The organism is Lysinibacillus sp. FJAT-14222, assembly GCF_001278875.1.
Lineage (GTDB): Bacteria > Bacillota > Bacilli > Bacillales_A > Planococcaceae > Lysinibacillus > Lysinibacillus agricola.
Map to the genome: position 1 here is coordinate 30983 of NZ_LIYL01000005.1, position 22474 is coordinate 53456.

Annotated in this window: 22 protein-coding genes and 3 pseudogenes; 9 read left to right on the forward strand and 16 right to left on the reverse strand. The window is 36.8% G+C overall.

Annotation, left to right across the window (positions count from 1 at the left end; all coding sequences use genetic code 11):
* Positions 1-12 precede the first annotated feature (12 nt).
* The 5 genes and pseudogenes from lpdA to AN161_RS30430 all read right to left on the reverse strand — a co-directional run.
* A complete protein-coding gene (gene lpdA, locus AN161_RS02195) occupies positions 13-1407 on the reverse strand; it encodes a dihydrolipoyl dehydrogenase (RefSeq protein ID WP_053592747.1) in 1395 nt (464 codons plus the stop codon).
* Complete coding sequence (locus AN161_RS02200; protein WP_053592748.1) at positions 1394-2266, reverse strand: alpha/beta fold hydrolase; 873 nt, start codon at positions 2264-2266, stop codon at positions 1394-1396. The genes lpdA and AN161_RS02200 overlap by 14 nt, the downstream gene beginning before the upstream one ends.
* 59 nt (positions 2267-2325) lie before the next feature.
* Positions 2326-2928, reverse strand: a complete 603-nt coding sequence (locus AN161_RS02205) for a TetR/AcrR family transcriptional regulator (RefSeq protein WP_053592749.1) — start codon at positions 2926-2928, stop codon at positions 2326-2328.
* A 141-nt stretch (positions 2929-3069) separates the two neighbouring features.
* Positions 3070-3375: a hypothetical protein gene (locus AN161_RS02210; protein WP_053592750.1), complete on the reverse strand. Its 306-nt coding sequence runs from the start codon at positions 3373-3375 to the stop codon at positions 3070-3072.
* Positions 3376-3746: 371 nt separating this feature from the next.
* Positions 3747-3953, reverse strand: a pseudogene (locus AN161_RS30430) (EamA family transporter); the annotation flags it as partial.
* A 192-nt stretch (positions 3954-4145) separates the two neighbouring features.
* Between AN161_RS30430 and AN161_RS02215 the strand changes: the two are divergent.
* Positions 4146-4679, forward strand: coding sequence for a hypothetical protein (locus AN161_RS02215; RefSeq protein ID WP_053592751.1), 534 nt, complete (start codon positions 4146-4148; stop codon positions 4677-4679).
* Positions 4680-4878: 199 nt separating this feature from the next.
* Here the strand turns inward: AN161_RS02215 and AN161_RS02220 are convergent.
* Positions 4879-5109 (reverse strand): annotated as a pseudogene (locus AN161_RS02220) (purine-nucleoside phosphorylase); the annotation flags it as partial.
* Between the two features lie 348 nt (positions 5110-5457).
* On the opposite strand from AN161_RS02220, the gene AN161_RS02225 reads away from it, so the two are divergent.
* The 3 genes from AN161_RS02225 to AN161_RS02235 are packed head-to-tail and all read left to right on the forward strand — an operon-like array spanning position 5458 to position 7411.
* Positions 5458-5826 (forward strand): GntR family transcriptional regulator, encoded by a 369-nt coding sequence (locus tag AN161_RS02225; protein ID WP_053592752.1) that lies wholly within the window; start codon positions 5458-5460, stop codon positions 5824-5826.
* On the forward strand, positions 5823-6686 hold the full coding sequence (locus AN161_RS02230) for an ABC transporter ATP-binding protein (RefSeq protein ID WP_053592753.1): 864 nt from the start codon (positions 5823-5825) through the stop codon (positions 6684-6686). The genes AN161_RS02225 and AN161_RS02230 overlap by 4 nt, the downstream gene beginning before the upstream one ends.
* Positions 6687-6688: 2 nt before the next feature.
* Positions 6689-7411, forward strand: a complete 723-nt coding sequence (locus AN161_RS02235; protein ID WP_053592754.1) for a hypothetical protein — start codon at positions 6689-6691, stop codon at positions 7409-7411.
* 186 nt (positions 7412-7597) lie between these two features.
* Here the strand turns inward: AN161_RS02235 and deoD are convergent, their stop codons facing one another.
* Together deoD and AN161_RS02245 are read right to left on the reverse strand one after the other, a co-directional pair.
* Positions 7598-8305 carry a purine-nucleoside phosphorylase gene (deoD, locus tag AN161_RS02240; RefSeq protein WP_053592755.1) on the reverse strand — a complete coding sequence of 236 codons (708 nt, stop codon included), beginning with the start codon at positions 8303-8305 and terminating at the stop codon, positions 7598-7600.
* Between the two features lie 114 nt (positions 8306-8419).
* The gene (locus AN161_RS02245; RefSeq protein WP_053592756.1) at positions 8420-8638 is read right to left on the reverse strand and encodes a YozE family protein; all 219 of its coding nucleotides are present in this window, start codon (positions 8636-8638) and stop codon (positions 8420-8422) included.
* A gap of 258 nt (positions 8639-8896) precedes the next feature.
* On the opposite strand from AN161_RS02245, the gene AN161_RS02250 reads away from it, so the two are divergent.
* On the forward strand, positions 8897-10735 hold the full coding sequence (locus AN161_RS02250; RefSeq protein WP_053592757.1) for a methyl-accepting chemotaxis protein: 1839 nt from the start codon (positions 8897-8899) through the stop codon (positions 10733-10735).
* A gap of 721 nt (positions 10736-11456) precedes the next feature.
* Here AN161_RS02250 and msrB read toward each other — a convergent pair.
* The 5 genes from msrB to AN161_RS02275 all read right to left on the reverse strand — a co-directional run bounded on the left by msrB (position 11457) and on the right by AN161_RS02275 (position 14975).
* Positions 11457-11885, reverse strand: a complete 429-nt coding sequence (gene msrB / locus AN161_RS02255) for a peptide-methionine (R)-S-oxide reductase MsrB (protein WP_053592758.1) — start codon at positions 11883-11885, stop codon at positions 11457-11459.
* Positions 11878-12411, reverse strand: a complete 534-nt coding sequence (gene msrA, locus AN161_RS02260; RefSeq protein WP_053592759.1) for a peptide-methionine (S)-S-oxide reductase MsrA — start codon at positions 12409-12411, stop codon at positions 11878-11880. The genes msrB and msrA overlap by 8 nt, the downstream gene beginning before the upstream one ends.
* A gap of 12 nt (positions 12412-12423) precedes the next feature.
* Positions 12424-13005, reverse strand: coding sequence for a YpmS family protein (locus tag AN161_RS02265; RefSeq protein ID WP_053592760.1), 582 nt, complete (start codon positions 13003-13005; stop codon positions 12424-12426).
* A 4-nt stretch (positions 13006-13009) separates the two neighbouring features.
* Positions 13010-13942, reverse strand: a complete 933-nt coding sequence (locus AN161_RS02270; protein WP_241774473.1) for a GDSL-type esterase/lipase family protein — start codon at positions 13940-13942, stop codon at positions 13010-13012.
* A gap of 190 nt (positions 13943-14132) precedes the next feature.
* Complete coding sequence (locus tag AN161_RS02275; protein WP_053592762.1) at positions 14133-14975, reverse strand: DegV family protein; 843 nt, start codon at positions 14973-14975, stop codon at positions 14133-14135.
* A 273-nt stretch (positions 14976-15248) separates the two neighbouring features.
* Here AN161_RS02275 and AN161_RS02280 point away from each other — a divergent pair, with 273 nt between their 5' ends.
* Positions 15249-15884 carry a hemolysin III family protein gene (locus tag AN161_RS02280; protein WP_053592763.1) on the forward strand — a complete coding sequence of 212 codons (636 nt, stop codon included), beginning with the start codon at positions 15249-15251 and terminating at the stop codon, positions 15882-15884.
* A gap of 34 nt (positions 15885-15918) precedes the next feature.
* Here AN161_RS02280 and AN161_RS30435 read toward each other — a convergent pair.
* A pseudogene (locus tag AN161_RS30435) lies at positions 15919-16171 on the reverse strand (hypothetical protein); the annotation flags it as partial.
* A 176-nt stretch (positions 16172-16347) separates the two neighbouring features.
* Positions 16348-16827 carry a dihydrofolate reductase gene (locus tag AN161_RS02285; protein ID WP_053592764.1) on the reverse strand — a complete coding sequence of 160 codons (480 nt, stop codon included), beginning with the start codon at positions 16825-16827 and terminating at the stop codon, positions 16348-16350.
* Between the two features lie 172 nt (positions 16828-16999).
* Here AN161_RS02285 and AN161_RS02290 point away from each other — a divergent pair, with 172 nt between their 5' ends.
* The 3 genes from AN161_RS02290 (at position 17000) to AN161_RS02300 (ending at position 20041) form a co-directional block, all read left to right on the forward strand.
* Positions 17000-17917 carry an alpha/beta hydrolase gene (locus AN161_RS02290; protein ID WP_053592765.1) on the forward strand — a complete coding sequence of 306 codons (918 nt, stop codon included), beginning with the start codon at positions 17000-17002 and terminating at the stop codon, positions 17915-17917.
* A gap of 63 nt (positions 17918-17980) precedes the next feature.
* Positions 17981-19177, forward strand: coding sequence for a class I SAM-dependent rRNA methyltransferase (locus tag AN161_RS02295; RefSeq protein WP_053592766.1), 1197 nt, complete (start codon positions 17981-17983; stop codon positions 19175-19177).
* 321 nt (positions 19178-19498) lie between these two features.
* Complete coding sequence (locus AN161_RS02300; RefSeq protein WP_053592767.1) at positions 19499-20041, forward strand: GNAT family N-acetyltransferase; 543 nt, start codon at positions 19499-19501, stop codon at positions 20039-20041.
* Positions 20042-20215: 174 nt separating this feature from the next.
* On the opposite strand, the gene AN161_RS02305 is transcribed toward AN161_RS02300, so the two are convergent.
* Positions 20216-22204: a S9 family peptidase gene (locus AN161_RS02305; protein WP_053592768.1), complete on the reverse strand. Its 1989-nt coding sequence runs from the start codon at positions 22202-22204 to the stop codon at positions 20216-20218.
* Between the last annotated feature and the right edge of the window lie 270 nt (positions 22205-22474).

Genomic DNA, 22474 nt, shown 5'->3' on the forward strand with positions numbered 1-22474 from the left:
GAAGTATATCCACTATGCTTTCACAATATGAATTGGCCTCCCCATAATTACCTCAGCAGCTTCCATTGTAATCTCACCTAAAGTTGGATGAGCATGGATTGTTAATGCTATATCTTCTGCAGTCATACCCGCTTCGATCGCAAGACTTAATTCAGCAATCATATCAGATGCACCAGCACCAACAATTTGAGCACCGATTAATATGCCATCATTTTTACGTACAACAAGTTTCACAAAACCTTCTGTTGCATTTAAAGCTAATGCACGACCATTTGTTGCGAATGGGAATTTCGCTACTTTCACCTCAATACCTTCTGCTTTTGCTTGCTCTTCATTGTAACCAACAGTTGCAAGTTCTGGATCTGTGAAACATACAGCTGGGATTGCTAAGTAATCTACGATTGATTTTTCGCCAGCGATTGCTTCTGCAGCTACTTTACCTTCATAAGATGCTTTATGAGCAAGCTGTGGACCAGATACGATATCACCAATTGCATAAATGTTTGGTACTGAAGTACGGCATTGTTTGTCAACTTTTAGTAAACCTCGTTCTGCGAATTCGATGCCTACTGCTTCAAGACCCATTTCATCTGTATTTGGAAGACGACCTACAGTTACTAATACATAATTAGCTTCAACTGTTTTTTCTTCTCCGCCAGCTTCATACGTTACAACTACGCCGTTTTCATTTTCTTCCACACCTGTAGCTGATGCGCCAACAACAACTTCTACGCCTTTTTTCTTTAAGCCTTTTTTCACAACTTGTGTCATTTGCTTTTCAAATCCAGCTAAAATGTCTTTGCTGCCTTCAATGATTGTTACTTGAGAACCTAAGTTAGCGTAAGCAGAACCTAGTTCAGTACCGATGTAACCACCACCAATGACAACTAATTTCTCCGGTACTTCTGGTAAAGAAAGTGCATCAGTTGAGTTGATGACGCGTTCAGTGAATTTGAATGTTGGAATTTCAACCGATCGAGAACCTGTTGCAAGGATAGCATTTTTGAATGAGTAAGTTTGTGCGTTGTCGCCATCAATTACACGTACAGTGTTTGCATCTATGAAATATGCTTCACCTTTCACAATGTCGATCTTGTTGCCTTTTAATAGACTTTCAACACCGCCTACTAATTTAGAAACTACGCCTTTTTTGAATTCTTGCACTTTTGTCCAGTCAAGTTTTACTTCTTGTGCAACAACACCCATATCATCTGAATGCTTTGCTTGTTCAAAACGGTGACCTACTGAAATCAGCACTTTTGATGGGATACAACCGACATTTGAGCAAACGCCTCCTAAATACTCTCTCTCTACAATTGTTACGTTTTGCTTCATTTGAGTAGCGCGAATAGCCGCCACATATCCTCCTGGACCTGCACCAATCACAAGTGTATCAATATACTTCATCTATTACTTCCTCCTCATTACTTGCTATAAAATGAAAAATGTTATCCCAAAAATATTTATCTTTTACACAATTATGGTGACCTTTTGTTACAACTTTAATTACCTGTTTAAAGTTGCTATTATTTATTAGTACATCCACATTTGAAATCGGCACTTTTTTATCCTCAATAGAGTGTATGGCAAGTGCTGGGGACTGTTGGTTTTTCACTATTTTTTCTAGACACCATTCTCTCCTAGCTTTTATAAAAACACCTCCTCGTAATAAAAACCAACTGACAAAAAGCCAGCCAAAAGGAATATAAGGAATTGTTACTTTTTCAGCCATTGATTTGCTAATACTTTTTAATGATGTAGGCATTGAATCAGTAATAAGTGCTTGTAACCTCAAATCTGTGGAATTCACAATACTTGCAGCGATTCCCCCCATCGAATGCCCTAAAACATAGAGTGCATTACTATTAATATCTGGCCTCTCGCACACATAATCAATCGTTGATGTTATACTTTGGACAAACGATGCAATACTCACTTGTTTTTGTAATGATTCACTTTGTCCATGACCAAGAACATCCACAATTATTACGTCATAATCGCTAGCTAATAAGGGATCAACATATCGTAACATGTCTGATTTATTAGAGCCCCATCCGTGAATCAGCAGAAAGCAACCTCTTGCCCTCTCGCTTTTCATAAGCCACCCTCGAATTGTCCCAGGACCCAGTTCTATTTCAATGTTTTCATAAGTCGCATTCGGGTATTTTTTATCCTCTTTCATTTTCGGTGTAAAAATATGAAGAATGATATATCTCCTTAGCAATAAAATAATTACGATGAAAGCAACGAATAATAAATATTTCATAATAATCCCCTCCAAAAAAGATACCATTTAGTCTCTTTTTGATTGTAAAAAAGACGGCTTTATGGCCGCTCGGTAGCAATCATTGAAATATATTGCCTCAAATTATTTATAATGATCTTTGATAATTGCCCATCATTCTTTAATCGATCTAATACGAGTCCACCTTCAAGTGTTGACACAATATATATCGCAGTGTCGTATGGCTGTACTGACTGCTTCAACTCCTGATGCTTAATTCCATCCTCTATAATTTTCATTATCCACATTATCATCATATCCATTGCTTCATTAATCGATGGCAGTAACGCACTTCCTTCTAGATCATCCATTTCTATAGCTGCGTTAAAAATAGGACACCCACCTACGATCGGTTTTCCTTCACTTAATTGTAAAAAGGCCTCCACAAATGCGATTAATTTGTCCGTTGCATTTTTGTGTTGTGAAACACTCGTCTTTAAATGATGTTGCATGATTTCGGTAGAAAAATGAAAAGACTCGACCATCAGCTGCTCTTTATCCTTAAAGTGTCGATATATCCCCCCTTTTTGAATATTTGTTTCCTGAATAATGTCACTCATTGTTGTTGTCATATAACCTTTTTTGTTAAAAATTGTAGCAGATTTTCGAATAATATTGCGCCTTGTTAATTCACCTTTTTTCATTTAAACCTCCAAAAAGATACCTTTCAGTCTCTTTTAATATAAAGGAATTTGAATACAAATTCAAGAACTATTTAACAGCAAATCAATTATGCCTCGACATAATTGCATCCGGAATCAGTAACGTTACATAGTACTATTATATTACTCAACTAATTCAACAGTAAGTGTAGTAATTACCATTGGTGCTGTATATTGGACTGTTCCACCATAACCGACTTTTACTTTATCACCAACCTTAAATGTTTCGTCAGGATTCTTCGCTAGATTTACATAAATAATTCCGTAAACCGCATCATTTTCAGCTTCAGTTACATAAACAAAAGCTGCCCGATCGTTTATCACCTCTTCAATCACACCTACAAAAGTTGCTTTAACTTCACTTTTACACATAAACAATAAACTACAGCATATAAGAACTGTAAATAGCAAACTAAATGCCTTTTTCAAAATATAATCCCCCTAAATCTTTCGTTTGTCCTTTAGATTCATAATATCTCATTACAGTCAAGTATTTCTATTTTTTTTCGAATTCCATATTTTCTCCTGATTTAAATAAAAATTGTCTGTGTTGTGTTTATTTTCGATTGTCGCATTTAAACTATTTACGCATGGCATATGGAGCCAACGGAAAGGAACTGGACGTTCACCATTAGATTTGTTTTCCACAGATTATGAAATAATAAATACAAAAAAACTGCACCTCCAATTGTTAGATGGCGTGTCTAACAATTGGGGCGCAGTTCATTTCTGAGCGGTCTACTGTAATCACAATTCTTTATATCATTTACATTGTCTCCAATGACTTGATTCACGTTTGTTTAAATTTTTCGGGGAATTCTAAATCCTAAAACTATAGCTGCACCTATACAGCTAGAAAGACATCCTATTATCAAATACATTGAAAGCGCTAATTCACCAATTAGAACAGAAGCTATACCTTCAATTACCGGAAATAAAGCTACCATGTACCCGCTTTTGGCAGCACCTATTCTTTCAACAAGCTTTAAATAAAATACGAACTTTATCGACTGTACACTGCAATATGACAAAATAGAGAAGCGTTTTTTCTTAGACTGTACAAAGACAGGCGAAAATCGTATTGTACATGCTCCAAGGTCACAATAAACATAATATTTTTATTTGTGACTCTCCAACTTACACTGTAACTATGTACAAATACTCAACATATAATAGAAAAACTATCTGGAGGTATTTAAATGTATTATGGATTAAGCGGTTATCCTCCAAATTTATATCAAATTTTGGAGAGCTGGACTGGAGAACCAAAAAATACTGCTTATTTGTTAATAAATAAATATGGTTTACCAAATGAAGCATGTTCTAGAAGAATCATCTGGTATAACAACGGTCCTTGGAAGCGTACGATTGTTCATCTTGATACAGTACCTCATAACACCCCTACTCCCCATCTTGATTATTTGGAACAAACCATAGATTATAAAGTACCTGTTCAATTTTTTGATGATTTAGCAAAGTTTGATGGCAGCTTATATCCGGACCGAACGGCTGGTGAAGCTACGGCGAAATGCGATCAAGAAGCAGCGAATTTTATGGCTTTAAACTTAATGAACGACATCGTTACCGGAAAGCGGTCCGTTGAAGACGCACGTCGCGCTGCAGTTGAAATTGAAAAAGCTTTCCGATTAAATGGTCAATTTTCACCATACACCACAGGATTTCTATTCCCAAAACAATATAATACCGCTGATCCCGATGTCAGCTTTTTTTAAGCAAGCCTACAGGTTTTCTGAAAGAAATAAAACAATATGTAAAGGATCCTAGTAAAGATTCAAGAAACAATTAATACCTCTAATACTTAATCATGTAAGATAAAGAAAAAGCAACCGACCATTTTATAAAATGGTCGGTTTTTGGTCGGTTGCTCTTATTCTTAATGTTTTAGACTTACTACAAACGTTGATTAAACAACTATTCTTGAACTGCTGCCTCTAATGCAAAAACGATCATATCGTTGAATGTAGTTTGACGTTTTTCTAATGTTGTTACTTCACCAGTTAAGATAGAAAGTGCTTTACGGCTGTGTTTTGCTGCTAATGTGTAAAGTGCTGCTGATTCCATTTCTACAGCAAGTACGCCCTATTGAGCTAATTTATCGTTTTGATTTTCATCAGAATAGAACATATCTGCTGTAAAGATATTAAAATAGTAGCAAATGCTACTATTTTTTATTTTCTTATTCATTTTCGAAACTCATTTAAAATCTCTTCATTACTACAAACCTTGTTCCCTACTTTGTCGATTGCAATACCATTAACCTGTTCAAATAAGGCACCAGAAAGAAAAACACTGACTTCGTTCAAATTATTGAATGGATCAGTGTTTTTTGCGTAATCGACACATCATTTTTTTGAAGAAAATCTTAAAGAAATCATGTATTGAACAAAAACCTATTTACAAAATTAAGTAGTCATTGTATAGTTGGTTACACGAGTATACAACCATACAATCAACATGAGCAAAACTGAGGCAAAGAAAGGAGTGTTCTTGTTGAAGCCAATATTAGATGAATCACTACCCATCTTTCAGCAAATTGCACAAATCGTAATAAACGACATTGTTGAAGGACACTTAAAAGAAGGAGAACAAGTTCCATCTGAAAATGAACTATCAAATTTTTATAACATCAACAGGGCAACTGTAAGAAAAGGACTACAGACTTTGGTCGATGAAGAAATCATATTTAAAAAACGTGGAATTGGGATGTTTGTTATGGAAGGAGCTAAAACAAAATTGTTAGACGAAAGGAAAAAACAGTATCGAAATGAATATATATTGCCACTCCTAGAAGAAGCAAAGCGATTGGGAATGAGTGTTGAGACAGTGGTGAAATTAATAAAAGAGGAGGAGAAAAATTGATTCGAGTTGAGAATGTTACCTATGGATACGGTGAAGAATCAATACTTAAGGATATTTCTTTCAAAGAAAAGGAAAATGGTATTACCGCAGTATGGGGGCGAAATGGAGCTGGAAAAACGACGCTAATGAAACTTCTTGCTGGGCATGACAAGCCAAACAAAGGAATTGTTGAGATCATGGGAACGGCCCCCTATAATCGCGCAGAAGTTGTTCAATCTGTATGTTATATGCAAGAGGATCATCCATTTAGTTCCATCTGGAATGTAAAGGATTCTTTGCGATTTGGACAGTATTATTATTCCAATTGGGATATGGATATGGCTAATCGACTCTTAAAGATCTTTAGGCTAGATGAAAATAAGAAAATATCAAAGTTATCAAAAGGGATGAAATCTGCTTTGCAGTTTATCATTGGAATTTCTAGCAATGCGAAAATCACGATTCTGGATGAACCTAGTAATGGATTAGACGCAAATATGCGGAAGAAAATGTATAAAATTATACGAGAAAGTCAGGAACAGCATCCAAGATTGTTTTTAGTGTCTACCCATCATATTGAAGAAATCCAACAGATATGTGATTCAATTCTTGTTATTCATGATAAAGAAGTATTCATACATGAACCAATAGATGAAATTAGAGAGTGTGGAATCTGGTTGGTAGGAGACAAAAATACGATCGAAAAAGTGACGGATGGACAATATGTTTTAGAAGCAAGTGAATTAGGATCTAGGTTAAAAGTGATGGTTGATGTACCTTTTAACGAAAAATGGAAAGAAATTGCATCTTTACATGGACTATCAATCGAAAAAGTAAAATTACAAGATTATTTGTTAAATAAGACTGAGGAGGCCGAATAAGGATGAATTCTTTATATGGAACATTTCGTTTAGTCTCAGAGGAGGCCATATTTTATTTAGGTAAATTAATGTTTCTCTACATTACTATTCCGTTGACGGTGTTGTGGGTCCTTATTGGCTATATATTTGGACTTGGAGATGATGTTGTTGCCTCAATTTCAGGTCCCGCTTATTTCTTCATTGCATTATTTGGAATAAATGGATATAGATCAATGTATCCAGTTGCGATTGGGATGGGAAGTACGAGAGTACAATTGCTCAAAGTCTATTATGGTGTGGGTATTATAGCAGTTGTTATAAGCATTATATTGCTAAATGTATTGCAATATATTTTAAAAACTTTATATCTTCACTGGGAAATCGGAGCGAACATTTTACATCCTGGATTATTTTTAATAGATGGATATCATTTCTTTGCTTATTTATGGATTGATCTTATGTTCGGACTCTTTTTGTTCGGGGTGTCTTTTCTACTATATAGTATTAACTTTCGTTTAGGAATGCAGAAAAGTATCATTATTCTCATGTTGTTGTCAGTTATTTTCATGGTTTTATATTATGGTAACTATTTAAGCGTTAGTATGGAATGGTTTTCAGGATTAGATTTAGATGCTTCGGGAATGACACTGATGACTTTATTAGGCTTATGTAGTGTTGGAGCATTATTATTATCATATCCTATTATGCGAAATGCTCAGTTAAAACCAAAGTCTAGAAAGGATTAAACCGGAAATGTTAATTTCAATATTTGCTCACTTAAGAAATGATAAAAACAGCTTGCAAATCACATGATAGATGCACACTATTGATAGACTGCAAAAAGATAAGGCGAGTGACCTTTTCGATGACCTGTGAAAATCACTTTGGTCTCTTTTGGTCTCTCGCCTTATTTTGACAAAGCCTTGATACCCTTATTCTTGAATTGCTGCTTCTAACGCTACAACGATCATATCATTGAATGTAGTTTGACGTTCTTCTGATGTTGTTACTTCACCAGTTAGAATGTGGTCACTTACTGTTAGGATAGAAAGTGCTTTACGGCCGTGTTTTGCAGCTAATGTGTAAAGTGCTGCTGATTCCATTTCTACAGCAAGTACGCCGTATTGAGCTAATTTTTCGTTTTGATTCTCATCAGAATAGAACATATCTGCTGTAAAGATATTACCTACTTGTAGGTTTAAACCAGCTTCTTTACCTGCATTGTATGCTTTTAATAGTAAATCAAAGTCTGAGATCGGTGCGAAGTCGATAGCGCCGCCCCAAATGATTTGGTTCATACGTGTATCAGATGTTGCTGCTTGCGCTAAAATTACGTCACGAACTTTTACATCTTTTTGAATTGCACCACAAGTACCTACGCGGATTAATTTTTGAACATCATATTCTTGCATTAATTCTGAAGCGTAAATCGAGATTGAAGGCACACCCATACCAGTACCTTGTACAGAAATACGTTTACCTTTGTACGTACCTGTATAACCAAACATATTACGAACCTCGTTATAGCAAGTTACATCTTCTAAAAACGTTTCAGCAATGTATTTTGCACGTAATGGATCTCCTGGAAGTAAAATTGTGTCAGCGATTTCGCCTTTTTTTGCATTAATATGAACACTCATACTGCAATCCCTCTTTTCTGTCAGTTATCACTTTAAATAATACTGTGTTTCTCATATTTTCGCAATGCTAGACGTCTAGCAACTTGAAATAAATTATATTGTTTCAACGTATTATCATGCATGATCTACGTATAATGCCCATAACTCATCAAACACTCCTGTTGTTAAGTTGTCTGTGGCGAACGACTCAATATAAGTAGAAAGCTCATCAAAGTCTGTGCTTTGCTTTGGAAAATTATGCTCATGGAACATTTCCTCCGCAAATCGTACCTTCGAATCTGACCAATCCCCACCTCTGAATGTTAGTACATATAAATAAAAACTCTTTTTCATACTAGAAATCCCCTCTTCACTCATCTGCTTTCCGCTAGTTTATCAAAAAATACCTTCTTAGTCATAAAAATAACTATTAAGTATTTTCTCCTACCATCACTAATAGAACTATTTTCTTCTCACCTTTGGACTTTTGTCATAGAAAAATAATACACCCATTAATCTGAAAAATGAAAATTTTATAAAAAAACAATAGAAATACCTAGAAAAATAAGGTAAAATTTAAATCAACTATTCAAAAATAGGAAGGTGATGGCGATGAAAAACTCTCATAAATCCAGTAACTCCGTACAGAAACGCCCGTCTCTCTTTAAAACTAGCCTTTCAAAAAAGAAAGCACATGATTTAGAGGATAGTAGGCATAATCTCCCTCCTACTAAAGAAAAACGACAACGTTTTTACCATTTAATTCGAGGCAAAGTGCTTATTATATTTTCTCTTATTATTGTAATTAATGGCGTAATGGGTTTATTATCGTTTATCAATATTCAGAATCTGCAAGGACAAATGAAGGATTTTACTGAGAAAAACGTTCAGGAACAATTAACTGTCAACCAACTTGGGTATGAAATTGCGGGGCTCACCAATTTAGAACAGGCCTATTTAATTACTGGGAATGGGAATTTTGCTACTTCTTACAATATGAAAATTGATTCCATAGATAAAAAAATTAGTGCCTTAGACAAAAAGTTTACAGAGAGAGAACTAGAGTTAGGTTATATACAGGCTATCGATCAATATTATAAAAATTACCTTGAATATTCTAATAAGGTTATGACAATGCGTGATGAACTCGGTCTTGAGCAAGCTCGCAAACTCATGATGGGCGGTACAGGGGAAACGATGAAGCAGTATATTGATAAAAATATCGAGTCCATTAATTCGGTTATGGATGCTGCAAATAAAGCAAAATTAGATAAACTTAATAAGCAAGTTACTCTATCTATTACTTCTTTCTTCTTCATTTCACTTATTGGATTTATTGCAATCATTACTTTCGGTTATATGTTATTTAAATCATTAAAAAACAATACACAAGCTATTAACCATTCCATTCTCGATATTGCTCAGGCTGGAGGAGACCTGACACGACGCGTTAAAGTTCGGAATCATGATGAATTCTCAACTATTGCTGCTTCAACCAATACACTTATTGAATCTATATCTAATTTGATTAAACGTGTCAGCGAGCTTGCGGACCACGTTTCAAGTAGTGGCCAGGAACTGATGTCATTAGCAGATGAGAATGCCCGTACTATACAGAATATTGCAGATGCCACAGCTGATATTGCGAGTGATAGCGAGAATACGATTTCTAGCATGACTAGCGCTCAACAAAAAATGAGTGATCTTGAGCATTCTATGCGCCATTTAAACGAGCAAGCTAATGCTGTACAGCGTGCATCTTTGGCAATGCAGCAAGCGGCCGATGATGGTAGTCGCTCTGTTGAACAATCTTCGTTAGTGATGCAATCTATTGAAGAAACGATGGCCTCCACAACTACTACTGTCGAAGCACTTGGGCGAAAATCTGCCGACATAACATCTATTATCAGCACGATTACAGCTATTTCTGAGCAAACAAATCTACTTGCCTTAAATGCTGCGATTGAGGCAGCACGCGCTGGTGAGCATGGAAAAGGCTTTGCCGTTGTAGCTGATGAAGTTCGAAAGCTAGCAGAACAATCTCAGAGTGCTGCAAAAGAAGTCACATCCATTGTAACGTCCATTCAAGATGAAGTGACGTCCATCATCTCTCAAAACCATGAGGGTGTCACATCCGTTATTCGCGGCGTCGAAGTTACCAATGAAACAAATCAATCTTTAGCCAACATTTTAACACATACTAAAGAAACGACGACAATTATCGCAGCTATGGTAGAGAAAATTGCATTAACACTTGATTATAGCAATGCTGTAGCGAACGATTTCGTCCATGTGAATGCCTATGCTGAACAATCAGCTGCCAACACAGTCACTTCTGCCGCTGCGGCAACTCAAGGATCTGCATCTATGCAGGAAATTAATGCCGCTGCCACAGAACTTGCACAACAAGCAGATAGCCTGCGTAATCTTGTTAGTGAATTTAAAGTATGAAGTGTCTTTAAAGGTTCTACATCAAAAGTTTGGGTGAAGCACAATGTGTAGCTTCTCCAAACGTTTCGGAACCTATCTTTATGATGTTTGATCCGCTATTTTGATTGGTCTATCCTTTGCTTTGAAGGGTTCTATCCGTCACTTCGTCGGTTTTATCCGTCGCTTTGTCGAGTCTATCCTTCGCTTCGATGGCTATCCGTCGTTTCGCCGGTTTTATCCGTCGCTTCGCCGGTTCTATCCGTCGCTTCGATGGCTATCCGTCGTTTCGCGGTTTTATCCGTCGATTTGTCGAGTCTATCCGTCGCTTCGCGAATTCTATCCGTCGCCTCGAGGTCTTTCCGTCACTTCGCCGGTTTTATCCGTCGCTTTGTCGAGTCTATCCGTCGCTTCGTTGGCTATCCGTCGTTTCGCGGTTTTATCCGTCGCTTTGTCGAGTCTATCCTTCGCTTCGTTGGCTATCCGTCACTTCGCCGGTTCTATCCATCACTTCGAGAATTCTATCCGTCGCCTCGAGGTCTTTCCGTCACTTCGCCGGTTTTATCCGTCGCTTTGTCGAGTCTATCCATCGCTTTGAGGGTTCTATCCGTCACTTCGATGGCGGTACTTTACCCAGAGCCTTGCTTCAAGATTACAAAAAGTTTCTATAGATCGGTTGACTATCTCAACCATAAAAAAGCTAAAAAAACTCCTAGCACGATGTATCCTGTGCTAGGAGTTTTTGTTATTTAAATAATGAAAGATATTCTGCATAGCCTTCTTTTTCTAAATCACCTTTTGGAACAAAGCGGAGTGAAGCGGAGTTAATACAATAGCGTAAGCCTCCAAGTTCACTTGGTCCATCTGGGAAGACATGTCCTAAATGGGAATCAGCTTCTTTGCTTCGAACTTCTACACGGCGCATCCCATGAGATGTATCGAAATGCTCTGTTACTTCTTCCTTTTCAATTGGCTTTGCAAATGCTGGCCAACCACAGCCCGAATCGTATTTATCAAGAGAGCTAAATAATGGCTTTCCTGAAACGATATCTACATAAATACCCTCTTCAAAGTGCTTATCAAATTCATTGCTGAACGGTGGCTCTGTTCCACTTTCCTGTGTCACATAATACTGCATGTCCGATAATTCTTTTAATCGCTGTTCTTTATTCATTTTTTAACCCCCAGTGTTGTTCCTGAAACGCTTTGCGACCAGATCCGACAGCATAGCGCTCGTAGTGCATTGGATTTTTCTTATAATAATATTGATGATAGTCTTCAGCCGGGTAAAACGTGCTTGCTGGTAAAATTTTCACCGCAACGGGCTTATCAAATTTACCAGATGCCTGTAAATCTGCCTTAGAACGTTCAGCTATATCACGTTGCTCCTCATTGTGATAAAAAATCGCGGTTGTATAGGATTCCCCACGATCATAAAATTGTCCGCCAGCATCTGTTGGATCAATTAATGTCCAAAATGTCGCAAGTAATTGCTCATAAGAATATAACTCATCATCAAACGCTATTTGAACCGCTTCAACATGCCCTGTCGTTTCAGAGCATACCTGTTCATAAGTTGGGTTGACAACATGTCCACCCGTATAGCCCGAAATCACTGATTCAATGCCAGGTGTTTCGTCGAAGGGCTTGACCATACACCAAAAACATCCACCTGCAAATGTTGCATATTGCTTTGCCATTCATTTCACTCCTTATTCTCCAGGAACGATAATTTCCAGTAAAATTTTATCATTTGGTAAATCTAATTCTTTTGCCCGAACACGAGATCCTGAAGCAATGTTTATGCGCGATAAGTCAATATAGATTTCCGCCTGATTCGGATTGACTGTAATCCACGAAGGGAATTCCACCGTGTCTCGCATAATTTTCATGGCGGTCTCCGGCGGAATATTTAAGAGCCCTACATTCATACCTGTCTGCTTTAAAATGATATTACCTTTCTCATCGACAATCGGATCGAAGTTCATAGAAATTGGAATTTCTGTATAGAACACAGTTAATTTACTTCTTAATTGAATATCATCACCAATGGTAAAATCCAACGGTAATGGTGAACCCTTAGAAGCATCCTTTAAATACTTCTTCGATATGGATTCCAATTCTTTCGTTGTTGTTTGGACAACGAGAACATTTCCTTTTACTTCACTTTCACCTTCTGAACTCTCCGCTAAATTTACTCCATCTACTGGTCTAGTTACTAAATAAACGACGAGGAGGATTGTAAAAAGCACTGTGCCCGCTAAGGCAAAAAAAGCGAATTTCCATTTATTCATTTTGTCACTCCTCGAAGCCTATTTCCTTGTTAATCTTTTGTTCCATGTCACATTTCTCCATTGCCTTTAAAATTCGCTCTGTCATTTTATCATAGCCTTTTGCATTTGGGTGGAAGAAATCCGTATGATAAACGAGCTCTTTATTTGAATCAAACAAGTCCTCTACTGATATATAGCACGCATTAGCATCTTTCTTCGCTATATCTTCAATGACTTTATTCCACTCCGTAATAATTGTATCAAATTCATTAGCTTCATTTGTCACGATTGAGAATGGGTTATAAAAACCGATAAGTAATAAAGGCACTGTTTGATTTTTTTCTCGTATGCCGTCAACGATTTTACTATAGCGTTTCTTATACGCCCGCAATTCTTTATCAAAGGCATCTCGTTTCAAATTAAACAGATCCTGTTTGACCACCTTCATGACATCATTTCCACCCATTGTAACTGAAATAAGCTGTGCGTCTTGCAACTCTTCATCATAATGCCCTTTTTTCACTAATTTTAATAGCTGATCACTACGCCTTCCTCTTTTTCCTCGATTATCGACCTCAACGTCGGAAATGGAGGGCCAAGCTACAAATGAATCTGCTAATCTTCCAACAAAACCGTCTTGACTATATTCATCACCAACACCCGCTGTTAAAGAATCTCCGAGTGCTAAGTAATGTAGTTGCTTTGCGTTTTCTTCATCAATTTTCCGTAAATCCTCTGGTGATGGCTCAAAAAAATGTTCAAAAATTTGCGTCAATACATTTCTTGAGGTTTTTTCCTCATTTTCTGTTTGTTGCTCATCCTGTCTCATATCTTGCTCCGTCCCTGCTTGCTCTCCTTCTGGTTCAGCTTGCGGATTCGGTTCATCTATTGATATTAAACAACCACTTAGTACTAAGACGGTCAAACATGACAAAACTATTATTCGCCAAATGTTCATTTGACCACCTTCCATCAGTTTCTGATACTTCTATTATAGAATAGTTCATGCCGCAATGAAAAGTGACTATACCTAGGTATTCCGTAAAAATTGTAAGTTTACAATATTTTTTTCAAATTGTAAAACCTTTTTCCATAGCTTTATGAAAATAAAAAGCCACTACAATTATTTATGTAGTAGCTCTTGTATATTATTCTGCAAAATAAATAAAACCAATTGCACCTGGGCCAGTATGTGTCGAGATGATTGGTGAAGTAAAGGCGATTTCTACTTCATTAAAACCTGTTCCCTCGATTAATTCTTTTAATGGTCCACCCATCGTTGTCAGCCCCTCGGCGTGAGAAATTCCAACTGCCTTTACTGTTTTTCCGGCAGTATCTGCTTGGAATTGCTTAAATAAGTAGTTCACTACCTGTTTATGGCTACGTACTTTGGATACGGGATTGTATGCGCCACCTTCTAAGTTCGCAATTACTTTGATGTTCAGCAATGAACCGATAAAACCTGTACCTTTACCAATTCGTCCGCCTTTAATTAAATTTTCAAGTGTGTCAACAATAACATATAAATAAGTATTTTCGCGCACCTTGTCAAGACGTGCAATGATTTCCTCGACAGTAGCACCTGCATCGCGCATTTTAATAGCCTCTCGTAATTGAATAGCTAGACCTATGGCGATAAAACGTGAATCAATCACAGTTACATCCGAATCTGTCATTTGCGCTGCCTGACGAGCCGAGTCCACTGTTCCACTCATACCACCAGTCATATGAATTGAAATAATTTGATCTCCGTTTTTACCTAGCTCATCGTATAATTCTTTAAATTTCCCTGGAGCAGGCTGCGAGCTTTTTGGTAAATTTTCGGCATTCTTCATTAAGCCTAAAAAAGGTTGTGGCTCTAAATCAACACCATCTATATATGTTTTTCCATCAATTTGAATCGTTAAAGGCACAATATGTATACCATGCTGCGCTACTTCTTTTTTTGTTAAATCACAAGTTGAGTCCGTTACTATATGAATTCGTCCCACTTCGACACATCCTTTTACTTCATTAAAATTTATTATATAGACTAACGAATCATTATGTAAACATGACATTTGTCATTAGACTTCGAATTATTTAGTCTGTTTGTAACCGCTACCTTGGATACTATAACGTTTTGTCGAGTACTTGTCTAACAAAGACCTTCAAGTATTTAAGCATTTATATGACACTTTTGATATTGAAAACATGACAAATGTAAATAGCAGGATGAAAATTATTGGGGTATAGTAAATGTATGTACGAAAGGAGTGTTCGATATGATCGATTCATTTGACTATAAAACTTGGAAGGAAGAATTGTGGAATGCCATTACACACGGCATTGGATTCATCGCAAGTATTCCAGCGCTAGTTGTTCTTATTTTAGCAGCCGTACAAACCGGAAGTGCGCTCCAAATTACATCATTTAGTATTTTTGGTGCCTCTGTGATCATTTTATTTTTAATGTCGACGCTGCTACATAGCATGCCTGAAAAATACAAGCACTTTTTCGCCATTCTTGACCATTCTTCCATTTATATTTTAATTGCTGGAACGTATACACCTTTTCTTTTAATTGCGATTGGTGGCACATTAGGTATTACTTTATTATGTATTATTTGGTCACTTGCACTAGTAGGCGTTATTTTTAAATGCTTCTTTATTAATCGATTTGAGAAGCTTTCTTTAATTTTTTACATCGGTATGGGCTGGTTAATTATTTTTGCCATAAAGCCTGTTTATCTTTACTTAGGTTTTAATGGTTTTGCTTTACTATTTGCAGGTGGGCTTTTCTATACGATTGGAGCCATTTTTTACGCATGGCGATCCCTTCCCTATAATCATACAATTTGGCATCTATTTGTGTTAGCTGGTTGTGGCGCTATGTATGCTTGTGTTTATTTTTACTTATAAATAATAACGAAAAATCGCTCTCTTTTGGAAAAGGTTACGTATGCATACAAAAGGAGCGATTTTTCATATTAGTGAATGAGTAATTACTTTTTAATTCCTTCGTTAATGCCTTTATAGCACGCATGACATCTTGTATATTTTATTCATTTTATTTCTAGCATGAAGTAAAACAGGTCTAACCGATTCTACGAAACGTCCAAATTCATACATCATTCATAGCGAGGCACCATCCAAGTATGGAAACGATGTGTCGTATCTTCATTATAAAAATAATAAACATACTCGATACTTCCCTTTGAAGACGCCCCCAGGAAAGCGCACAGTCGGAACGGAAACAACCCCACGTTATAATGAGTCTTATAATCATTAATTCTATAAACATTCAAATACCTTTATCAATTGTTTTTAGTAACGTCAAATAAGCACGGTCATTAAATCACCGTGCTTATTAGTTCCTATTTATTTAGTTCTTACGTTCAAAAATCTGATATTGGAATGTGTAACCTTCTGGTGCTGTTTCTGACTCCTCTGAGGATACTTTCACAAATTCCTGTTCATATTTTGGGAAGTATGTATCCCCATTAAACGAATGATTAATTTTCGTAATGTACAAGCGATCTGCGATATCCATCGATAATTGAAAAATTTGCTCGCCACCAATAATCATAATTTCTGGAACATCTCCAGCAAGGGCGAGGGCACCCTCTAAGCTTGTCACCACTTCAATCCCATCCGCGTGATAGCTTTCGTCACGAGTAATCACAATATTGCGACGACCAGGAAGCGGTCTACCGATGGACTCGAATGTTTTACGCCCCATGATCATTGGTTTACCCATCGTTTTGTTTTTAAAATATTGTAAATCCCCAGGCAAATGCCACGGCATGCCATTTTCATATCCAATCACATAATTATTATCATGTGCCACAATTAAAGAAATCATATTGTCCCTCCAAATACTATCGTTCACTATATTATAAACATAATTTTACTTTACAATCAGATTATTTCTGCTCAGAAATTAAATTATTTTCTTTTTCGATATTAAATCCTAGTAAAATTATATGAATAGTTTATAATAAAGTTTACAAACAAAATAAAAAGGATTGATGAAGATGACAAAGTTAAGAGATGAAGCGGTCCGTTATATTAAAGCTTGCGATTCTCCTATGCAATACTATGATTTAACACCTCAAGAAGCGAGAACTATACGCATAGTACCAAAATGGACGTCATCACACAGCCCACAGCTTGCGGCAATAGAGGATAGAAAAATAACGGTACGAGATGGAGCACTAATTAATGTGCGCATTTATAGACCTAATTATGAGAAAACACTTCCTGTCATTGTTTATTATCATGGAGGCGGTTGGGTGTTTGGAAATATAGAATCTACGGATGCTGGCTGCCAGCTTTTAGCAGAAAAAGCGCAAGCAATCGTTGTCTCAGTTGATTATCGTCTAGCACCAGAATACCCATTCCCTACACCGCTCTACGATGCCTACGACGCTTTAGAATGGGTTTACGAAAACATCCAACATATTGGCGGAGATGCAGCGAATCTAACAGTAGCTGGTGATAGCGCAGGCGGAAACTTGGCAACAGTTGTCGCCTACTTAACCGCAACATTAAATGGACCGGCGATTAAAGCTCAGGCACTTATTTATCCTGTAGTCAATGTTGATTTTACAACGGATTCTTACACTACGTACGGGAAACACTACGGCTTAGACAAAGAAGGAATGCAATGGTTTGCGGGTCACTATACAGATAGACAAAACTATAAGGATCCACTCGTATCCCCACTTCAGATTGAGGATTTAAGTGTTTTACCGAAAACAATAATTATTGCTGCAGAGGCAGACGTCCTCTACGATGAAGGCCTTGCCTACGCACAAAAGCTTACGGATGCCGGAGTGACGGTTGAGCATGTAAATATGACTGGATTAATCCATAGTTACTTTAGTAAAATGAATTTTTTCGAAGAAGCGACGATTGAAACAGCTGAAAAAATTGCTAATTTCGTGAAATAAGTTTGTCTATCACTATAAAAAAGTGCGATAATAGAGCAAAATGTTTTTTTAAAGGATGACAACATGACACAAACTATTGCTTTTCAAATTAAAAATCCCTTTTCTGATCAAATAAAAAGAGGCTATCCTCTCATTTCGAAAGATGCAGTTGATGCACGTCATCTTCCAAAAGAGGAAGGTGCACTACTGAGACTTATGGATAGTCATAACCGTTTTCTTGGTACAGGATACTATGGCTTACAAAACAAAGGTATTGGCTGGGTACTAACGACTGATGCTAATGAAAAAATAGACAAAGCCTTTTTTATGAAAAAATTTAAAAAAGCTATACAAAATCGAGAAGCATTTTTCAACAATCCTCACACAACAGCCTTCCGAATCTTTAATGGCGAGGGTGATGGCATTGGCGGTTTAACTATTGACTTTTTCGATTCTTACTATATGGTGGGCTGGTATAGCGCTGGCATTTATTCATTTAAAGAAACGGTATATGAAGCACTCGCAGAGACAGTAAACTACAAAGCCGTTTATGAGAAAAAACGTTTCGATACGAAAGGTCAATATATGGAACAGGACGATTTTGTAATGGGAACGCCTGGCGAATTCCCAATTATCGTATTGGAAAATAATATGAAATACGCTGTCAATTTAAACGATGGAGCCATGACAGGTATTTTCCTCGATCAACGAGAAGTGAGACTTGCCATTCGTGAACGTTATGCAGAAGGTAAAAATATGCTTAATACATTCTCCTATACGGGGGCATTTTCTGTCGCAGCGGCACTTGGAGGAGCAGAAAAAACAACAAGTGTAGATGTGGCAAAGCGTAGTTTAGCCAAAACAATTGAGCAATTTAGCGTCAACAGCATTGACTACGAAGCACAGGATATTAAAGTCATGGATGTCTTTAACTATTTTAAATATGCTCAGCGCCACAATTTAAAATTTGACCTTGTAGTTTTAGATCCACCAAGCTTTGCACGTACGAAGGAAAGAACGTTCTCAACTGCGAAAGACTACCCTAAATTACTCGTAGATACAATCGCCATTACGGAGAAAAACGGTATCATTGTGGCATCAACGAACAATGCAAGCTTTGGTATGAAAAAGTTCAAGAGCTTTATTGACCAAGCTTTTAAAGAAACAAAAACTCGCTATAAAATTGTTGAAGAACACAACTTACCAAAGGATTTCCGTGCCCCACGTGAATATCCTGAATTTAATTACTTAAAGGTTGTTTTTATTGAAAAACTTAACTAAATAAAACTAGACAGAATCACTTCCTGGTGATTCTGTCTTTTTGTTTGGGAGAAATATTTTGATCCCCTTATTTATATTGTTAGAATTTTCCGTTTACTATATAATAGATTCATCTCATTCCTAAAATTCGGGAAGATATTTTAAATTTTTATGCCATGTAAATGAGTTGATTGGAGCGCAGCGGCTCGTCTGTCGTCCCTAAGAAGCTTTATTCTGTGCGAAAGCGAAGCGTCAGCGACAAAGCGCCCAGTCGGAACGAAAATCAACCCTACACTATAGTGAGTGTCATTTTACAAAATATTGATAAATGGAGATGATTGAATGGGATATGTTCGTGAAAATTTAATGATTACAACAGAAAGGCTCGTACTTAGATTATTTCAGACATCCGATGCAGAAACAGTTGTAAAGCTTTGCAATAACTATAATATTTATAAAAGCACCATGTACCTACCTTATCCATATAGTTTAAATGATGCATTATCATGGATGGAACATCATTACGATAATTTTATGCAGGATTTTTCGTACGAGTTTGCAATCACAGATAAGGAAACTGGTGAATTATATGGAGCAATTGCATTATCGAATAATAAACATTTTAATCATGGTGAAATAGCCTATTGGATTGGCGAGGAATATTGGGGAAAAGGCTTTGCCACGGAGGCAGCGCAGTCAATTGTACAATTTGCTTTTGAAGAAAAAAAACTGCACAAAGTGTTTGCCCGATATTTTTCAACGAACCCTGCGTCAGGAAAAATAATGGAGAAAATTGGTATGAAACAAGAAGGAATTTTAAAGGATCATATCATTAAAGACGGTAAATATGAGGATTTGGTGTATTACGGAATAATTAATGAATAGCCCAACATCTCAGAAAAGTGTTTCCGACCATGTAGTTCCTTCCCAATGTTGATTCCAAACTTGTACACGAAAATGGTAACAACTACGAAAATTGAATTCTCCCTCTAATTGTAGCTATAATATAAAAAAGTGGCATATGAAGTATTTTCACTTCTTATGCCATCAATATTTCTCTTAAAGATATTCCACAAACCAATCTCTAATATATTCTAGTCTATTGATTCTTAACGTTGGTTTTCCGCTCCTTGAAAGTTCGTGATTGGATTCTGGGAAGCGAACAAATTTAGTTTCTTTTTTACGATGTTTCAAGGCGATAAATAATTGCTCTGCCTGTTCAATTGGACAACGATAGTCTTTTTCACTGTGTAAAATTAACAACGGCGTCTGCATATTGTCCACATATTTCAGTGGCGAATGATTCCATAGCTTCTCTATATTGTCTAGTCCCGCTTGGATTTGCCAGTCATTGAAGTAATATCCGATATCACTTACGCCATAAAAGCTTATCCAGTTAGAAATGCAACGTTGAGTAACAGCAGCTTTAAAGCGATTTGTATGACCGACAATCCAGTTTGTCATGAACCCCCCATAGCTCCCACCTGTAACGCCGAGACGGTTTTTGTCAATGAAATCATAATGCTTCAATGCATAATCAACAGCGGCCATTAGATCATTATAATCATTGCCGCCATAATCACCACGAACCGCATCAACAAACTTTTGACCGTATCCATGGCTTCCGCGAGGATTCGTAAAGAGAACCGCATAACCTTGTGCAGCAAGGATTTGGAATTCGTTAAAATAGGAGTTGGCATACATAGCGTGCGGTCCACCATGGATTTCAAGAATAAGTGGATATTTTTCCCCTTCTTCATAGCCAAGTGGCTTCATCATCCAACCGCTTACTTTCCAACCATCTGCCCCTTCATATTCAATTGCTTCTGGAACAGATAATTCTCTCGTCTTTAAAAATTCTTCATTAACTTTAGTGAGCTGTTCCTTTTCACCAGTATTTAAATTAACGTAAAAAAGATCACCAGGATTTGTCGTAGTGCTGATTGCAGCTACAGCTTTATCATTTTTATGATCAAGTGAAAAACCATAGACATACTGCTCATCATTCATAGTTGGATATAATTCTCCAGAAAGATTGCCAAAATAAATAGCTGTATTTCCGCGATCTGTCACTTGGAAGTAAAAGCTTTTACTATCCTCCAACCATTGAACATGCGGAGCAACAACACCTTGAAGGAAATCACCTACGACAAAATCACCGACAGGCGCGTCAAAATCACTCGTTACACATGTCTGATTGTTATTTTCTAAATCATAAATCCATAGCTTTGCATGTGTCGCATTTTCAAATTCACGTTCACTTCCAACATACGCTATGAAGCGGCTGTTTGGAGACCATGAAGTTTGGTAGAACATCCCCGTTCCTTCCGTAAGCTTGCGACCATGTTTCGTCTCTAAATCCAATAAGTAAATATCACTTATGAATGAAAAATCTAGATCCTCTGTTAAGTCTGCAATGTAAGAAAGATATTTACCGTTCGGGGACCATTTACCGAGCTGTAAATTATGTTTCCCTTCCGTAACTAGCTCTAATTCTCCAGATTCAAGATGGACGATTGCAATTTGAGAAAATTGCTCCATATCAATAAACCCAGCTGCATCTGATTTATATTTCATCTTTTCTATTTCAAGTGGTTTAAGTTCTTTGTCTTCTTTCTGATCCTTTTCAGCTTTATCATAAATGCTTTCATCTTTACCAAGCTTTACTGAGAAGGCAATTTTCTCTCCACACGGAGACCAAGTTGGTGATGTCGCACCGTTTTTACAATTTGTAACTTGTTTCGCTTCTCCGCCTGCTTTAGAAAGAACAAAAATTTGTGGCTTGCCATTTCTCGTTGACACAAACGCGATTCTACTGCCATCTGGAGACCAAACAGGTGAATTCGTTTTATCTTCGCCAAATGTCCATTGTTGAGGATTTTTTTCATTCAAGTTTATGTAAAACAAATTAGACACATAGTCCTTTTTCTTCTCATCAATATGAGTCTCTACATACACAACTTCTGTTCCGTCAGGTGATACTTGTGGATCCGCCACTGATTTTAATTGGTATAGATCTTCTGGTTGAACCCCTTGTTTTAAAGTCATATTTTAAATCCCCTTTGTGTGAAAATTTCATTACCTAGTATAATATTTCGATACTCTAAGTATTATTCCTTCTTTTAAGGAGGAATTGTTTTTACTCAGAAACTTTTTTGGAGAGATATTATATTATTTAACAATTGTCAACTACATCACAAGGATACGAAATAAAGTAAAATTTGATGACAAACCAACAGTGCTTTAAGTATATAGTGTTGAAAATAGTCAAGTTATCCAACCTTATGTAGAACGAGACTAAAGGCTTTTCATCTAACA

Bases quoted from the DNA above. Each gene is read 5' to 3' on its own strand.
- AN161_RS02200 (WP_053592748.1), bottom strand. From the start codon at position 2,266: ATGAAATATTTATTATTCGTTGCTTTCATCGTAATTATTTTATTGCTA.
- msrA (WP_053592759.1), bottom strand. From the start codon at position 12,411: ATGGCAAAGCAATATGCAACATTTGCAGGTGGATGTTTTTGGTGTATG.
- AN161_RS02265 (WP_053592760.1), bottom strand. From the start codon at position 13,005: ATGAATAAATGGAAATTCGCTTTTTTTGCCTTAGCGGGCACAGTGCTT.
- AN161_RS02280 (WP_053592763.1), top strand. From the start codon at position 15,249: ATGATCGATTCATTTGACTATAAAACTTGGAAGGAAGAATTGTGGAAT.
- AN161_RS02235 (WP_053592754.1), top strand. From the start codon at position 6,689: ATGAATTCTTTATATGGAACATTTCGTTTAGTCTCAGAGGAGGCCATA.
- AN161_RS02245 (WP_053592756.1), bottom strand. From the start codon at position 8,638: ATGAAAAAGAGTTTTTATTTATATGTACTAACATTCAGAGGTGGGGAT.
- AN161_RS02205 (WP_053592749.1), bottom strand. From the start codon at position 2,928: ATGAAAAAAGGTGAATTAACAAGGCGCAATATTATTCGAAAATCTGCT.
- AN161_RS02295 (WP_053592766.1), top strand. From the start codon at position 17,981: ATGACACAAACTATTGCTTTTCAAATTAAAAATCCCTTTTCTGATCAA.
- AN161_RS02215 (WP_053592751.1), top strand. From the start codon at position 4,146: ATGTATTATGGATTAAGCGGTTATCCTCCAAATTTATATCAAATTTTG.
- AN161_RS02270 (WP_241774473.1), bottom strand. From the start codon at position 13,942: ATGAACATTTGGCGAATAATAGTTTTGTCATGTTTGACCGTCTTAGTA.
- AN161_RS02250 (WP_053592757.1), top strand. From the start codon at position 8,897: ATGAAAAACTCTCATAAATCCAGTAACTCCGTACAGAAACGCCCGTCT.
- AN161_RS02290 (WP_053592765.1), top strand. From the start codon at position 17,000: ATGACAAAGTTAAGAGATGAAGCGGTCCGTTATATTAAAGCTTGCGAT.
- lpdA (WP_053592747.1), bottom strand. From the start codon at position 1,407: ATGAAGTATATTGATACACTTGTGATTGGTGCAGGTCCAGGAGGATAT.
- msrB (WP_053592758.1), bottom strand. From the start codon at position 11,885: ATGAATAAAGAACAGCGATTAAAAGAATTATCGGACATGCAGTATTAT.
- AN161_RS02300 (WP_053592767.1), top strand. From the start codon at position 19,499: ATGGGATATGTTCGTGAAAATTTAATGATTACAACAGAAAGGCTCGTA.
- AN161_RS02305 (WP_053592768.1), bottom strand. From the start codon at position 22,204: ATGACTTTAAAACAAGGGGTTCAACCAGAAGATCTATACCAATTAAAA.
- deoD (WP_053592755.1), bottom strand. From the start codon at position 8,305: ATGAGTGTTCATATTAATGCAAAAAAAGGCGAAATCGCTGACACAATT.
- AN161_RS02285 (WP_053592764.1), bottom strand. From the start codon at position 16,827: ATGATTTCTTTAATTGTGGCACATGATAATAATTATGTGATTGGATAT.